The sequence below is a fragment of the Streptomyces sp. CY-1 genome (genome assembly GCF_047218265.1).
Taxonomy (GTDB): domain Bacteria; phylum Actinomycetota; class Actinomycetes; order Streptomycetales; family Streptomycetaceae; genus Streptomyces; species Streptomyces niphimycinicus.
The window spans coordinates 5,129,975-5,144,881 of the sequence record NZ_CP178393.1; the positions used below are offsets into that span (position 1 = coordinate 5,129,975).

At 67.4% G+C, this 14,907-nt stretch carries 9 protein-coding genes and 1 pseudogene; 4 read left to right on the forward strand and 6 right to left on the reverse strand.

All coding sequences use genetic code 11. From position 1 onward, the window contains the following. Positions 1–91: 91 nt before the first annotated feature. Both ACK1X7_RS21895 and ACK1X7_RS21900 read right to left on the reverse strand, forming a co-directional pair. Positions 92–4,357, reverse strand: a complete 4,266-nt coding sequence (locus ACK1X7_RS21895) for a LamG-like jellyroll fold domain-containing protein (protein WP_413115539.1) — start codon at positions 4,355–4,357, stop codon at positions 92–94. A gap of 239 nt (positions 4,358–4,596) precedes the next feature. Then, positions 4,597–5,337 carry a SpdA protein gene (locus ACK1X7_RS21900; RefSeq protein WP_385144687.1) on the reverse strand — a complete coding sequence of 247 codons (741 nt, stop codon included), beginning with the start codon at positions 5,335–5,337 and terminating at the stop codon, positions 4,597–4,599. A 698-nt stretch (positions 5,338–6,035) separates the two neighbouring features. On the opposite strand from ACK1X7_RS21900, the gene ACK1X7_RS21905 reads away from it, so the two are divergent. Continuing rightward, entirely contained in the window at positions 6,036–6,278 is a 243-nt protein-coding gene (locus ACK1X7_RS21905) for a helix-turn-helix domain-containing protein (protein WP_390792184.1), read from the forward strand. A 145-nt stretch (positions 6,279–6,423) separates the two neighbouring features. Here the strand turns inward: ACK1X7_RS21905 and ACK1X7_RS21910 are convergent, their stop codons facing one another. The 4 genes and pseudogenes from ACK1X7_RS21910 to ACK1X7_RS21925 form a co-directional block, all read right to left on the reverse strand. Beyond that, positions 6,424–6,573: a hypothetical protein gene (locus ACK1X7_RS21910; RefSeq protein WP_385144689.1), complete on the reverse strand. Its 150-nt coding sequence runs from the start codon at positions 6,571–6,573 to the stop codon at positions 6,424–6,426. A 37-nt stretch (positions 6,574–6,610) separates the two neighbouring features. Next, on the reverse strand, positions 6,611–7,075 hold the full coding sequence (locus ACK1X7_RS21915) for a glycine-rich domain-containing protein (RefSeq protein ID WP_390792186.1): 465 nt from the start codon (positions 7,073–7,075) through the stop codon (positions 6,611–6,613). 253 nt (positions 7,076–7,328) lie between these two features. Continuing rightward, a complete protein-coding gene (locus ACK1X7_RS21920; RefSeq protein ID WP_385144728.1) occupies positions 7,329–7,472 on the reverse strand; it encodes a hypothetical protein in 144 nt (47 codons plus the stop codon). A gap of 99 nt (positions 7,473–7,571) precedes the next feature. Next, a pseudogene (locus tag ACK1X7_RS21925) lies at positions 7,572–8,029 on the reverse strand (leucine zipper domain-containing protein); the annotation flags it as partial. A 652-nt stretch (positions 8,030–8,681) separates the two neighbouring features. Here ACK1X7_RS21925 and ACK1X7_RS21930 point away from each other — a divergent pair. The 3 genes from ACK1X7_RS21930 (at position 8,682) to ACK1X7_RS21940 (ending at position 14,857) form a co-directional block, all read left to right on the forward strand. Then, a complete protein-coding gene (locus ACK1X7_RS21930; protein ID WP_385144693.1) occupies positions 8,682–10,808 on the forward strand; it encodes a SpoIIE family protein phosphatase in 2,127 nt (708 codons plus the stop codon). 438 nt (positions 10,809–11,246) lie between these two features. After that, on the forward strand, positions 11,247–12,086 hold the full coding sequence (locus tag ACK1X7_RS21935; protein WP_385144695.1) for an FAD binding domain-containing protein: 840 nt from the start codon (positions 11,247–11,249) through the stop codon (positions 12,084–12,086). Further along, positions 12,083–14,857, forward strand: coding sequence for a molybdopterin-dependent oxidoreductase (locus tag ACK1X7_RS21940; RefSeq protein WP_413115540.1), 2,775 nt, complete (start codon positions 12,083–12,085; stop codon positions 14,855–14,857). The genes ACK1X7_RS21935 and ACK1X7_RS21940 overlap by 4 nt, the downstream gene beginning before the upstream one ends. Positions 14,858–14,907: the final 50 nt, after the last annotated feature.

Genomic DNA, 14,907 nt, shown 5'->3' on the forward strand with positions numbered 1-14,907 from the left:
GGACAAGTACGCCGCGCGGTGAGGCAGAAGCTGGTATGTGGGAGCCGCAATGCCTGGTGGTCCCGGAGCACCCGGCCACTCTTGGCGAAGGTCAGTCGCCGCCGGGAACGTCAGTGGCCATGTCCGGCGTACCGACCGCGAGCTGCGATACCTGTGCGTCGCTGAGTGCTCCTTGAAAGGCCCACACGTCGGAGACGGCACCGGGCCAGTACTCCCCCCAGGTGGTACCGCTCTTGGCCCGGCCGAGTTGCAGCGGTTGCGTTGCCTTGAAGGACAGCGCGTTCTCCGACCACGACATCCGGTCACCGCAAGCTGTGTCATCCGCGTCGCCGTTGCCGTCGGCGTCCGTGCAGGCGATCTCTTCCAACTCGCCGTTCACATATAACGTGAGTTGCTTGGCGAATCCGTCGTACACCAGCGCCAGGTGTGTCCAGTCGGCTGGACTGTAGAACTGTCCGTTCTCGACCTGAGTGACCGTGGCATCCTTGCTGTCCTGGTTCGCCATGGAAATCCGCCACCGGCCCGGATCGGTGTCCGGAGTCGGGCTCGGTACATACCGCACCGAGAACGCGCTCTGTGCCGAACCAGCTGCGCTGAGCAGCGCTACACCGTTCTTCGGTACGGCCGCGGCTTGTGCCCATGCCGTCACCGTGAAACTCGCGCTCGTGTCCACCGGCACCGTGGAAGTCGCGGCATAGTCGTTGACGCCATCGAGCAAGAGGCCACCGTCGACCCAGCCCGCTCCGATCTGCGCACCGCCGTTGAGAGTCATGTCGTTGCCGGACGCTGAGGCGTCCGGTGTGGTCAGTGGCGAACCGGACGCCTGCTGGAATGTCCAGCGCCCCTTGACCAGCGCACGCTGCTTGAACAGTTGCTGCGCCTCGGTGGCCGAGACCGGGCGGTCGAACAGCCGCACATCGTCGATCGTGCCCGGGAAGTGGTTGTCTACCCGTCCGCTGTAGGAGCCGGCGCCGATGTACATCGACTGATCCGCATAGAACGCACCGGCCAGCTGAGTCGATCCGGCCTTGGCCCCGTTGACGTACAGGGTGAGGGTGTTGGCGACCGTGTCGTGCACGCCGAGCAGATGCACCCACTCCCCCGCGCGCGCCTGTGTCCCGTCTGGTTGCATGGCCCGGATCGGTGTCGCGTCGGCGGTGTCGGCGGAGTACTGGTTGACCGCCCACCGGTCATAGGTCTTGGAGTAGTACAGCTCAAAGCCCGGGGCGTACCTCCCAGCCTGGGCTGTGATGACCGCAGCGCCGTCCGGCTTCTTGTCCAGCTTGGCCCAGGCGGAGACCGTGAAGCTGCGCGAGGTGTTGACATGGGGAGCGCGCTCCTGGCCGATCTTCGCGTATCCGTCCGTGCCGTTGAACCGAGTGGCCTTGCCCGCCACACCGGCCACTCCCGTGGTGACGCCGCCCACGTACTTCGCGGGGATCACCCCGCCGTGGCCCTTGATATCGATGGCACCGGCTTCCTCATCGAGGTGAAAGACCGCCACCGCCGGGCGTCCGGGGTCACCGACGCTCTGGTGGGCGTAGAGCTTGTCGACCTCGTCCTGGGCGACGGGCTTGTCGAAGATCTGCGTCTCGTCGATCGTGCCGGGGAAGAAGTCCTTCGCATCTCCGCCGGACGCACCCGCGCCGATCCGCAAGCCCCGCCGGGCGTTCCAGTCGATGTCGTGGGAGGCCGTGCCCGCCAGCTTGCCGTTGACGAACAGTTGCAGCTTCCTGTCCACGCCGTCGTACGCGCCGACCAGATGGGTCCACACCCCAGCCTTCACCCCGCCCGGTGTGCCAGCCATCGCCCGCACGATCGTCGCGCCGGGCTCGTCGTCGGCGAAGGTGTTGAACACCCACCGGTCATACGAAGCGGAGTAGTACAGCTCGAAACCGGCGGTCTGGTTGCCGATCTGGGACGCCACCATCGCCGCGTGGTCGGGCACCTCCGACAGCTTCACCCACGCCGACACCGAGAACCCGCGGGTGCCGTCGACCACGGACAGGTCCGTGGACGCGTAGCCGTCCGTACCGTTCAGCGACAGCCCCTTGCCCACAACACCCTCCGCCCCGGTAGCGGCGCCACCGTGCAGAGCGAGCGTACGAGGCGGCGTCGAACCCTCCGCCTGAGCGGCGCCGGGCTTCTCGTCCAGTTGCCACGTCGCCCGCTCCGGCTGCCCGGCCTTCACCCGGAACTGATAGGTGCGGATCTCCGAGCCGTTCCCCGCCTCATCGAAGGCCTGGGCGGTGACGAAGTTCAGGCCCGGCTTCGCCGGGAGCACCTTGACCGACCTGGCCGCACCGGCGGAGGTGGACACCTGGTTCGCCGACACCGGATCGCCGTTGAAACCCCAGCGGTACCGCGTCACATCCGTGGAGGACGAGTCCAGTTCGAACGTGCCGTACTGGCCCACCCCGTCCAGCCACGGATCCTCAGGATCCTCCGGGTCCGACGCCGGATACTCTCCCGACGCGACCGCGGGTGCCTTCGGCACCGAGGTGTCATAGACGAAGTAGCACCCCGTCGCACCGCCCGCGTACGACCACGGCGAGTACTGCGCACCGTCGTAGGAGCGGACGTACCAATGGACGGTCTTGTTCGCCGGAATCGAGGATGGCAACGCGATCGCGAAGTCCGAACCCGACCGCTTCGACGAGGTCAACGCGGGTTTCCACCGCGCGATCAGCCCCTTGCCGTCGCCCGCGTCCCACTTCGCCTGGAACTGCACCGCAACACTGTCGCGGTCCGGGTCTGTGATGTTGTTGGCGTAGACCTTGCCCAGGGTGCGTACTCGAGCCGTGTCTCCCGGCTTCTTGCAGGTGCCTCCGTACTCCATGGTCAGCTGCGACATCCTGACCTGTGTGGGCGGACGGTTGTACTTCACCCGCAGATACGCGTCATCCGAGAACCGCTTCCACCCGTACCGGTCGCTCTCGCTGGAGGCTTGTAGGCCGAACGTCATCGTCGACCACTTCTTGTCCGCGGCCTCCTGTACGGCAGATCTCACGGAGAACTCCGCGTCCTTTGCCGCACAGCCGTCGTAGCCGTAGGCGAACGACTCCGTCTTGAGATGATCGATCCAAAAGCCGTCCGCGTTCTGCGAGTTCCACGTCGTCGAGGAGGAGATCCCCTTGGTGCGCCACAGCTGCACGCCTCGCGCGTCACACGAGGCGGACCATGTGTTCCGCACCACGAACTCCGCCGACAGCACCGACTTGCCCGCGAACCGCGACGTCGGGATCCGGTAGAAGAGGCGCTTGGTGTCCTGCGGCTGGCAGTAATTCCAGCCGCAGTACCCCATGCCGCCGTCTGAGTCACCGTTGAACTTCCACTGCGGTGACGACGCCCAGTACTTCGACGCCATCGTCCACGCCGACGCCTTCGGCGAGTACCACTGAGGGTCAATGAAGACCGGATACACCGTACCCTCGCCCTTCAGCACATCAGCATCCGGCTTCAGCACCAACTCATCCTGCGCCGCCGGCACCTCCACCCCCACCGGGGCCAACTTCCCCGACTCGCCCGCGGCCGGCTCTTCCCCATCGTCGGCTTCGGATACGTCAGCGGCCTTTGCCCGTGCGCCGACGGTCTCCTGTGCGCCGGGGCCGGGGCTTGAGTCCCACATCACTGGCTGAGGCGCTTCGAACACCGCGCCGCCCGCGCCCTTGTCGTTCGCCGCGACTCCGCCGGTGCCGGTTTCCTGGACGTCCAGGCCGCCCGCGTCCAGCTTCAGCCGTAACTCCGCCAGTTCCTTACTGGCCGCGGCCTCGGCGGACTTCACCACCAACAGCTGGGTGAAGCCATCCTCCTGGGCGCCCATGCGCAAGTCCACATCCGGCAGGACGTCCGGATAGGTAGCCGTGTCCCCCTGTAATCGCGGGGTCGGCAGGTCCGTCGGCCAGGACAGAGCCAGCTCACGCCCCGCCTTCGTCATGCGCACCAGCGGCACGCTCCCGCCACCGGAAAACTTCAAGTCCACCGTCGTCGCGTTCGGCGCAACCATCCCCTCGCCGGTCTTCACCAGCGCGGTGTCGATGGCCTTCCATTCACCATCCACGCGCGCTCGAACGGGGCGCAGATGCTCTCTGGCCTCCAACTTCCCGTCAGGAGTGGCGAACACCTCGCTGCTCTCACCCCGCAGTGAGGCGATCTCCACCGGCTTGCCCTCACGCTCAGCAGCCGCCCGCGCCAGCTTCTCGCTCACCGCGCTCTTCACACCGCGCGCGTCCTTGGTCACCGGCGCGGTGCGCACGTCGGCGCCCTGTACACCAGCGTGCGGGAGCGCTCCCAAGATGACCGAGGTAACCAACGCCACCCCGGACACGCGCGTACACCGCCGAATGCCCAAAGGCATAGCAGACTCCCCCCACAAGGCCTCCCCAGACCTTGCTCAGTTATGAACAATTCTCGATGGAATCGTGAACGCGAGAGTAGACATCGCCTCGCACACCAGTCCAGGCAGCCACAAAGGGACATGAGCCCACATTCAGGACAATCACCTGGCTCAGCCTAGGTGACATAGACCACACCTCGCGCGATACGGAACCGCCACCTCAAACGTGCTCGACGCACCAGCCCTCTTCGCCCGCACCGTCAATCTGACGGCGAGACCGAGAAGACACGACCAGACTCGACAGACCGTGCCCCCATCGACAGATAATCAGCCCTTGCCGAGCGCACCATGGACACCAGCATCCGGGATCTGGCTGCCCCGATGTGCAGGCGCTTCCGTAGCGTCTCAGCCGAGATCGGCCGTTGATACGTCTCCCAATGCCACGCGTCTTCTGCCAGCGCGCGCTTCAGAAGGTCGTCCCCATCAGCACCGAGCTGGCTTCGCTGATCATCCTCGTCCAGAGACGGAACGAGGTCGACGTTGATGCGGTCCTGCTCCATCATCGCCGCAGCGCGTTCTGCGGGGCTCGTGGGGGCTTCTGCTCTCTCAAACTCAGATGACACCTCACCCTCGGCACGACTGATGGCCTGCAGAAGCCCCGGACCCACCTCTGCCCAACCGATCAACAGCAAAGGCCCCACCGCGTCGAAAGCAGCTTTGCCGTTCTGACCGGCCAGCAGCGGATCCGTCACGTTAAGCGCCAAGGTCATCAGACTGGAAAAGACCAGCAACCGACGCGCTGGCCGGAGCTGCTCCCGGCTCGCACCCTGCAGCGCGAGATAGCGGGTACCCAGCAGCAAACCCAGCACAGAAAGATCTACCGCCGGGGCCACAAGGGGTGCCACCCACGACGGCACACCCAACCGCAACGCGAGGGTCCATACATTGCCGAAGCCGAACAAGAACGTCAGCCCCACCACCGCCGCCATGATCAGCGTCACCGCCCGAAGCGTGACCGCTCGCTCGAAAGCAGCCCCCGCCCGGCTACCGGCGTGTGTCGACCTCTCGCCATTCATCGACCCGCTCCGCCCCACGACACGGGTTCGAAGCTGCCCTTGATCACCAGCCTGCCGACCAAATTCCGCAGGTCAGTGGGGTCATCCTTCTGCGTGGTGCCCTGCCGGGGGCACCACCTGCGCAGCAGGTCAGAGAGCCGCAAGGCCCCTCGTTCGTTCGAACGGGGGGCCTCCTTCATGGCCGGATGCCACATAGATGCCACATCCCCAAAGGATCATGGCATGCAACGAGGTGTAACCCTGTGCGACAGGGGTACCGAGTTCGTAAAGTAAGCCCCCGAGGGGCGGCGCTGCTCCCGATCCAGCGCCACCGATTCCTGCCTCAGCAGACCCGTGGGCAGTGGACGGGGAGGTTCACGCCACGGGAGAGCGCCCCCGCCGGGTTTGTCGGCGGGGGCGCCTATACGTAGAAACGTAACCGCCCCGAGGGTTGTTCACCCCCGGGGCGGGACGCCTTGGCGGAACCTTGGTGTCTAACGGCGCAATGAGGCGGATTCCTGTACGCCGCCACTGCGCCGCTCCTGTGAACCCCGCGCGTCCGTGAGGGCTGTGGCGCGGGGTTCAGTCTGCGATTTACCACATGCGGTAAAGACTTCCGCGTGTGATCGCCCGAGCGCAGGAAGGTGCCCGACGATCTTCCGCCCTGGATTCAGCAACACCGCTGGGCCGTTGGGCAGCGGCTCCGCGCCCTGCGCCATGAGCGGAAGCTGACACAGATGCAGTTGGGCGCCCTCACCGGGCTCGACAACAAGACCATCAGCCGAATCGAGAACGGCCGGTACCCGACGTCCATCGACCAGATCGCCAGGTTGGCGAGGGCGCTCGATGTGCCGTCTTTCCGCCTGTTCCACGAGTGTGATCCCTGAGCCTTGCCGATCCGTGCATTGCCCAATTAGATGCCGACTCGGACAGCGTCTACCAGTGGGTACCTGTTACATGCCGTCGAACAGCGGCGGAAGATCCCGTCCCTGCCCGTGCTCCACGGAAGCGGCGCGCGGGCAGGGAAGGGACTCAGCGAGGCAGCGGGCCAGCGGTTCCGGTCTCAGGGGCGATGAATCCCCGGACAGGCCGGAAGTCGGGCGGGTCCTGCCGGGAGGCGTCCGCCTGGGCCTGCCGCATGGCCTTCACCAGGTCCGCATACTTCGGGTTGATCCACTCCATCAGATGCCTCCTCCTTCCGGCCCGCAGCCTACGCTGGTCATCCTCCGCTGGGCTTGGGCTTCGGCTGGATGATGATCGGGCCGTCGTCCTTCCCGTGCTGGCACTTCGCCGCCACAGCCGCGAGCGGCTTATCCGGCGCCGTCCACAACTCCTCATCAGGGGTGAACCCCGCCTCCCGCATCATCGCCTGAGTGCGCGTGAGGATCGCCGGGTCGTAGTTCTCCGGGTCGTACCCCGGGGTGTGCTCGACGTAGTTCCCCCGCCGCGCGCACAGGGCCTTGTACAGGCGGGTGTGGAGGATGAGCGCATGCCAGCCCTCATCGACGACCCGTGACGGTGCCATTGCCGCCTGCGGGAACTCCGCAGCGGTGAGCACGTACTTGGCCGCCTCGTCGACGATGCGGCCCGCCATCTCGGCCGTCATGTCGGGGTTGGTGTCCATGACGGTCTGGACGACGCCTTGTCGCTGTGTGTCGTCCAGTAATGCCGTACGTTCGGCCATGTGCCTGCCTCTCTGTCGGGTGGTGCACGGTCCTCGTCCCGGTCGCTGGCCGTCCAAGCGCGCGCCCGGGGCGGGGGCTTCTCTGTGTGGGGACTCCGGCCCTCGCGATCCCCATCTCGGGGGCCGGAGTCCCTGCCCTGCGGTCGGCGGCTGTCCCGGCTGCACCGGCCGCAGGGTGTCTGGAGGATGGGCCGCCAGCGGCGAAGCCAAACCCGGGGCGGGGGATCCCCGGGCCGCCGGCGGCCCACCCGGTCTATGGGTCCGGCGTGCCTGCGATGCAGAGGTAGACCGCGAGCGCCAGCAGCAGCGGGATAGCGCTGAGCAGCAGGCCCAGCCGGACAGCACGGAAGGCGAGCAGCCCGGCCCGCACGGCGGCTGGCTTGCGGCGGTGCTTCATCCGGCACCACCTCCCATCTGCTCCCGCTTCTCCCTGCGGGGTGGGGGTGGCTGTTCGGGCCGCACGTGCTTGCACTGGTCCTGCCGCACGCCTGTCACCGCCACCGCCGTCGGGGATACGGCCGAGCTTCTTCACATCGATGTGGACCAGTTCGCCCGGCCGGGAGCGCTCGTAGCGGCGGATGGGTTCGCCGGTGCCCGGTCCAGCGTGACAAGTGGTGGCTGGCCGTGGCGTTGGAGGATGCGGTGGGCGGTGGAGGCGGCGACGGAGGTGCGGGCGGCCAGGCACAGTGGGCCGATGTGGTGTTCGCGGCGCATCCGTAGGACCTGATCCTCCAGGAGGGCGGGTGTCCGGCGTGGTGAGTGGTGGGGGCGGCTGGAGCGGTCGCTCATGCCTGCTGCCCCGTGGTGGCGGTAGCGGTGTGCCCAGCGGGCGGCGGTGGTGTGGCTGACCTGGAAGCGTTCAGCGGCCCGGCGCAGCGGCCAGCCGTCGTCCACGACGCACCGGGCCAGACGCAGCCTGCCGGTCGGGGGCAGCGGGGCGATACGGTGGATCAACGAGGGCCTCCTGCGTGCCGGTGGTAGATGTCGCAATCCACACCGAAACCAGAGGCCCTCGCCCCGTTCAAGCACCCCTCACGGCGCGTCGCCCGTCACCAACGTCCCCGGACAGCACACCTAGTCACCCTCGCAGGCATCCAGGCCCTCGAGCACGCCGAGGGCCAGGGCCTCGGCCGCATCGAGCATGCCCAGCGCCGGACGGCCGGCGGACATCGGTCTCGTGCCGCTCGATGACCGGCTCGATCAGGCGGCTCTTGGCCTCGTACACGTCGGTGTACCGGAAGCCCGGGCGGTGGCCGTGCTCAGATGGTCGATATCCAGGGCGCGCAGGGCACGCTCGGCCTCGGCCGCCGTCCCCTCCTGAAGGGCTTGTCCCAGACCGGTATCACGGGTCCGGGAAGCAGTTCACTTCCTCCTCATTCCCAGGGCCGGTTCGACGGCACACGCGTGAACTCCACCGAGTACCGCTTGCTCATCTTCTTCTTGCTACTCACTACCTGGACAGCTTCCTCCGGGACTCATCCGTCCCAGTAAGGCCGTCCAGATCAGCGGGGGAACTTGAGGCCGAGGACCAGGACGTGATGTGGGCGTACTGTTTGTGGTGAAGCGGGCTTGACTGGGAGGACTCATGGGCTCCCTGGAGACACCTATGGGTGTGGAGGTACGGGATAGGCTGCTCGCCGCCGCGGCACAGGATGTCGTACATGCGCTGAGAGCTTCGGCGGCGACGGTGTATCTTGTGCGCCCGGAACCACCGAAATCGATGCTGATAGCCACGGCAGTGGTGGTCAGTCCCCTCGGAGTGGGACCTATTGAGCATATAGCGACAGATGATCCGGTATATGCGACGGCGGCCGCTTATCGGTCCGGTGGTACGGCGACGGCGTATTCGATCGATTTCCTGGGAGAGCATCCCGAGGAGGCGATTTCCGTGCCGTTTCCTTTTACCGCATTTTCGGCCCCCGTCGGCGGGGTAGGGGTGATGACCGCGTTTTGGATCAATGGCCCCAGAGAGCCGACGGCAGAGGAGAGGCGGCAGCTCACGGAGGTGTCCGGCAGGCTGGGGCGCGAGCTGGAGCGGCTAGCTGCCCAGCGGGTGCCCATGACTCCTCCGGCCGTGCCACGGGTACACGCCGCGGAGTCGGGGCTGGCTGAGGGCCAAGGAGCGGCGGCCATTGACAACGCGCCGCTCGTCTATCACCTGCATCGGCTCGCCGTGCAGCTCAACCACGTGTCGGACGGCCGGGAAGCTGCCGCGTTGGCCTGCGCGCGGGTGATGTCCGCGGTGGACGCGGACGCGATGGCGGTGACCCAGGTAAAGGGTGACCGGCTCGTCATCGCCGCTGCCGAGGGTTGCTCGCGCTTGTTCCTGCGGGAGCTGGAAGGGCAATTGCTCATCAGCGCTTCAACGCCCGAGGCGAGGGCGGTGGCGCACAGACGGCAACTGACCTATGCACCGGGAGCGGCACTGACCCGCGGCCGGGTGGGGGCAGGGGACCGTGACGATTACGCCTGGGTGGTGCTGCCGCTCCTAGGAGGAAGCGGGGTCGTGGTGGGCACCTGCTCGATCGGCAGCGAGCAGCCAGGCATCTCGAAGACCGCTCCGCCCGCGCTGGCCACGCTGCTGGGACAGGCACTGGAACGCACGGCGGCGGACGGCGCCCGACACGCCCTCGCACAGCAGCTTCAGAGGACCCTTTTGCCGCGGGTGCTGCCGCAGTGTGCAGGAATCCGCAGCACGTCCAGATACGTGCCGACCGGCGGGATCGACCTGGGCGGCGACTGGTATGACCTGGTGACGCTACCTGATCAGCACAGCGTCACCGCGCTGGTCGGTGACGTCCAGGGGCACGACATTCAGGCGGCTGTGGTGATGGGCCAGCTCCGCGCGGCCGCGCGAGCCTATGCCACCGAGGGCCACCACCCCGGCGCCATCCTGGGGCGGATAAACCGCTTTCTCTGGGAGAGCAGTCATTTGATGTGCACATGCGCATGCATGCAAATCGACTTGGATACCGGCCTCGCCCAGCTCGCAACCGCCGGACATCAACCGCCTATAATCCGTAATCCTGCGGGTCGCTATTGGAATTCCAATTCCGACCTGGACATAGGTGTACCGCTGGGAGTCGACCCCGATAGCTCATACATGGTGACCGAGGCCATTTTGGAGCCGGGCACACTGCTGGCCCTCCACACCGATGGAGTGATCAATCCGGAGGAAACCCAGTCGGACATCATGGAGGTCGCGATAAAATCCTCCGGTGCCGACGAGTTGGAAACTCTGGCGGACGAGCTGATCCGCCGCCGCAGTAATCGCATGACCGATGACGCAGCGCTGCTGCTGCTGCAATTCGAGGGCCCTCCTGCGTATGCGCGCATTCGTCAGCTCGAAATCACGCAGAATGATTTGCGAGGTGCTCATCGCGCTCGTTTTGCCGTGCATGACTGGCTGCACGAGTGGGAGATGGGCCATATAGCCGAAAAGATGGAGCTACTCGTATCCGAGGTGGTCACCAATGCGCTGATTCATGCCGCCACCGACGTGTATGTGTGTGTGCGCGGATACTCGGGCTGCGTGCGTGTCGAGGTGCGGGACAGTGACGTGCACCCGGCGCGGCCGGACACCTCGCCCCTACAGGACGGCGATCTTGCGGAGAGCGGCCGCGGGTTGCTCATCGTGGACGCGCTGGCGGACCGCTGGGGCAATTCGCCCAGCGGCCGGGGAAAAACGGTGTGGTTCGAGGTGGCGGCGAAGCCATCGCCATCGTGTCCGTGAGGCTGGTCGGCGCATCCGGTTGATCTTGCTCAGACGGGCGCGGGCCTGTTTTTCAGCTCCTTGCACCGGCCACTGCGAACGCGCATCTCACCGGCCGGCAAACACGGCATTCGGTGAATGTGGGTCGGTTCTCCTGCACCAGTGGCGCATTTTGTCCGATGTGTATACGTGCCATCTACTGGTCGCGGACCGACGCCCTCGCGGATCGACGCCCTCGCGGATCGACGCCCTCGCGGATCGACGCCCTCGCGGATCGAGCCCTCTACTCCAGGCCGCGACTAGAATGGCACGAGGACAAGGGGTTCGGTGATGCCCTCAGCATGCGCAGCGCGCGGAGCATCACCGTCGAGCAGATGCACCTCACGTTGGGGTGGCGTGCACGGACAAGCTCAACGGCATCCGTACTGAACATCCTTTCCCCGCGCCCTGGGGTTCCGAATGGATCTGAACACCATCGAGGCGGTCGTCGAGGCACCTACCCGTGCCGAGCAGTCGGTGTGGCAGGCGGGCGACGCCTGGCTGGCCGGCGGCACATGGCTGTTCTCCGAGCCGCAACCGGAATTGCGCCGCCTCATCGACGTGAGAGGTTTCGGCTGGGCACCGTTCAAGGCCGACGCCGATGGGCTGGAGATCGCCGCGACGTGCACGCTGGCGCGGCTCGTCGAAATCCCGACACCCGCGGAGTGGACTGCGACCCCGCTCCTGGACCAGTGCCGTCAGGCGCTGCTGTCGTCGTTCAAGGTCTGGAACGAGGCGACCGTGGGCGGCAACCTCTGCCTGTCACTGCCTGCCGGCGCGATGATCTCGCTCACGGCGTCTCTCGACGGCGTCTGCACCATCTGGACGCGCGAAGGCGGCGGCCGGCAGGTCACGGCCGCCGACTTCGTCACTGGTCCGCGGCGCAACGTACTCAGACCCGGCGAGCTGCTGCGCTCGATCACTTTGCCGGCGTCCGCGCTGCGCTGCCACACGGCCTTCCGTCGGATCTCGCCGACCCCGCAGGGCCGGTCCGCCGCACTGGTCATCGGCAGGCGGTCACCCGACGACGGTGCGTTCGTGCTGACAGTGACCGCATCGACCGTGCGTCCGGTCCGGCTGGCTTTCCCCGGGGTACCCGGGCCGGGCGAGCTTCACACCGCCCTCGACCAGGCGATCCCGCCGGATCTCTACCACCGCGACGTGCACGGAGCACCGGCGTGGCGGCGCCACATGACTCTCCGGTTCGCCGAGGAGATTCGGTCAGAACTGTCATCACTCGGGGAGGGGCGAGGCCGATGAAGATCGAGGTGAACGGTGAGATCTTCAGCGAACCAGCGCGGCCCGGGCAGTGTTTGCGGAGCTACCTGCGGGATCTCGGCTGGTTCGGGGTGAAGAATGGCTGTGACGCGGGCGACTGCGGCACGTGCACCGTGCACGTCGACGGGCGGCCTGTGCATAGCTGCCTCTATCCCGCGTTTCGCGCGGCCGGCCATCGGGTCACCACGGTGGAAGGACTCGCCCGCGCCGGGGATCTCCATCCGGTCCAGCGTGACTTCCTGTCCGCCCAGGGCTTCCAGTGCGGCTTCTGCACAGCGGGCATGATCACGACGGTGGCCGCTCTCGACCCCGCCCAGATGCGGGATCTCCCCAGGGCGCTGAAGGGAAACCTCTGCCGGTGCACTGGCTACCGCTCGATCGAGGACGCCGTCCACGGGATCGTACAAGTGGAGCAGGATCCGGGAGGGGAGCCGTTCGGGCGGAACCTGCCGACGCCCGCCGGCCGGCAGGTAGTGACGGGAACGGCCCGTTACACCCTGGACATCCCCGTCGATGGCCTGCTGCATGTGAAGCTGTTGCGCTCCCCGCACGCGCACGCGCGGATCACGGCGATCGACACGAGCGCCGCGCGTGCCGTTCCCGGTGTGCACACTGTTCTCACCCACGAGGACTCACCGCCACGGCTGTACTCGACAGGGCGGCATGAGGACCCCAAGGGCGATCCCGCCGACACACGGCTCTTCGACGACGTCGTCCGGTTCGCCGGCCAGCGGGTCGCGGCCGTCGTGGCCGACACCGTGGCAGCCGCGGAGGAGGGCTGCCGCAGGCTGGCCGTCACCTACGACCTGCTGCCGAGCGTGTTCGACCCCGAGGAGGCGATGGCGCCGGGCGCCCCCGTGCTCCACGGCGACAAGGGAGCCGAACAGTACATCGCGCACGCGAAACGCAACATCGCCGATCAGGTGCACGGTGACATCGGCGATGTGGAGGCGGCCTTCGCGGAGGCAGATGTGGTGCGCGAGCGCACCTACGTCACCCAACGCATCCAACACGCGCACCTGGAGACCCACGCCTCGATCGCCTGGCTGGACGAGGCCGGCTGCCTCACCGTACGGACGAGCAGCCAGGTGCCGTTCCTCACCAGGAGGGCACTGTGCACCCTCCTCGACCTGCCCACGGAGAAGGTACGGGTGGTGTGCGGCCGGGTCGGCGGCGGCTTCGGGGCCAAGCAGGAGATGCTCACCGAGGACGTCGTCGCGCTGGCCGCGCTGCGCACCGGGCGCCCCGTGAAGCTGGAGTTCACGCGGGAGGAGGAGTTCACCGCGACCGTCACCCGCCATCCGGTCAGCGTCCGCGTCAAAGTGGCCGCACGGCGCGACGGCACGCTCACGGCCGTGCAGTTGCGGGTCGTCTCCGACACCGGGGCGTACGGCAACCACGCCTGCACCGTGTCCCGCTCGTGCAACGAGTCGATCGCCGTCTACCGCTGTGCGAACAAGAAGGTCGAAGGGTACGCCGTGTACACCAACCACATGCCCTCCGGCGCCTTCCGCGGGTACGGGCTCAGCCAGACGATCTTCGCCGTCGAGTCGGCGATGGATGAACTCGCCCGCGCGCTCGGCATGGACCCGATCGCCTTCCGGGAACGTAACGTGATCCGGCCGGGCGACGCCATGGTGAGCTTCAGCACCGAGCCGGATGACGTCGAGATCGGCAGCTACGGCCTCGACCAGTGCCTGACCCTCGTCGACACGGCATTGCGCCGCGGCAACGACGTTCAGCCGCCGCCGGGCGAGGAATGGCTCGTCGGGCAAGGGACGGCACTGGCGATGATGATTACAAGTCCGCCCCACGGGCATCGAGCCGAGGCGCGGATCGGACTGCTGCCGGACGGCCGCTACCAACTGGCCGTCGGCACCGTCGAATTCGGCACCGGCACGACGACCGTGCACCAGCAGCTCGCCGCGAGCGTGCTCCACACCAGTCCCGACCGGATTCTGATTGCGCAGGGCGATACGGACCAGGTCGGCTACGACACCGGAGGGTTCGGCTCGACCGGGACGGTGGTCGCGGGCCTGGCGTCCGCCCGTGCCGCGGAGTCACTGCGTGAGAGCATCATCGCCGCCGCTGCCGACCACGTGGGCGGCGAGCGGTCAGCCGGTGAGCTCGACGAGGACCAGGTGTGCTGCGGCGGTGTGCGAATCCCGCTCGCCGAGCTCGGGGCGACGGCCCGGGCCGCCGGCCGGGAGCTGCGCGCGACCGGCACCTGCGAGGGCTCCCCGCGTTCGGTCGCCTTCAACGTCCAGGGCTTCCGGGTCGCGGTCCATACCGGTACCGGTGAGATCAGGATCCTGCGGAGCGTCCAAGCGGGCGACGCCGGCCGGGTCGTCAATCCGATGCAGTGCCGTGGACAGATCGAGGGCGGTGTCGCGCAGGCCCTGGGCGCGGCCATGTACGAGTCGTTGGTGATGGACGAGGAGGGCCACGTCACCACGGCGACTTTCCGCGAGTACCACATCCCGGAGTTCGCCGATGTGCCGCGGACGGAGGTGTACTTCGCCGACACCGCCGACGCCCTCGGTCCCCTGGGCGCCAAGTCGATGAGCGAGAGCCCCTTCCTCCCGGTCGCTGCCGCCTTGGCCAACGCGGTGCGGGACGCCACCGGGGTTCGGCTCGGCACGATGCCGATGACGCGTGATCGGGTCTGTCTGGCCATCGCTGCCTCCCGCGGCACACCCGTCGCGCCTGACGAGGTCCCGGCAGACGGGCCAGTCGGGCACGCCCCGGCCTGATCGCCTCGCGCGAGGAAGGCGGCCTCGGCGTCGTCGGCCGACCTCGGCCG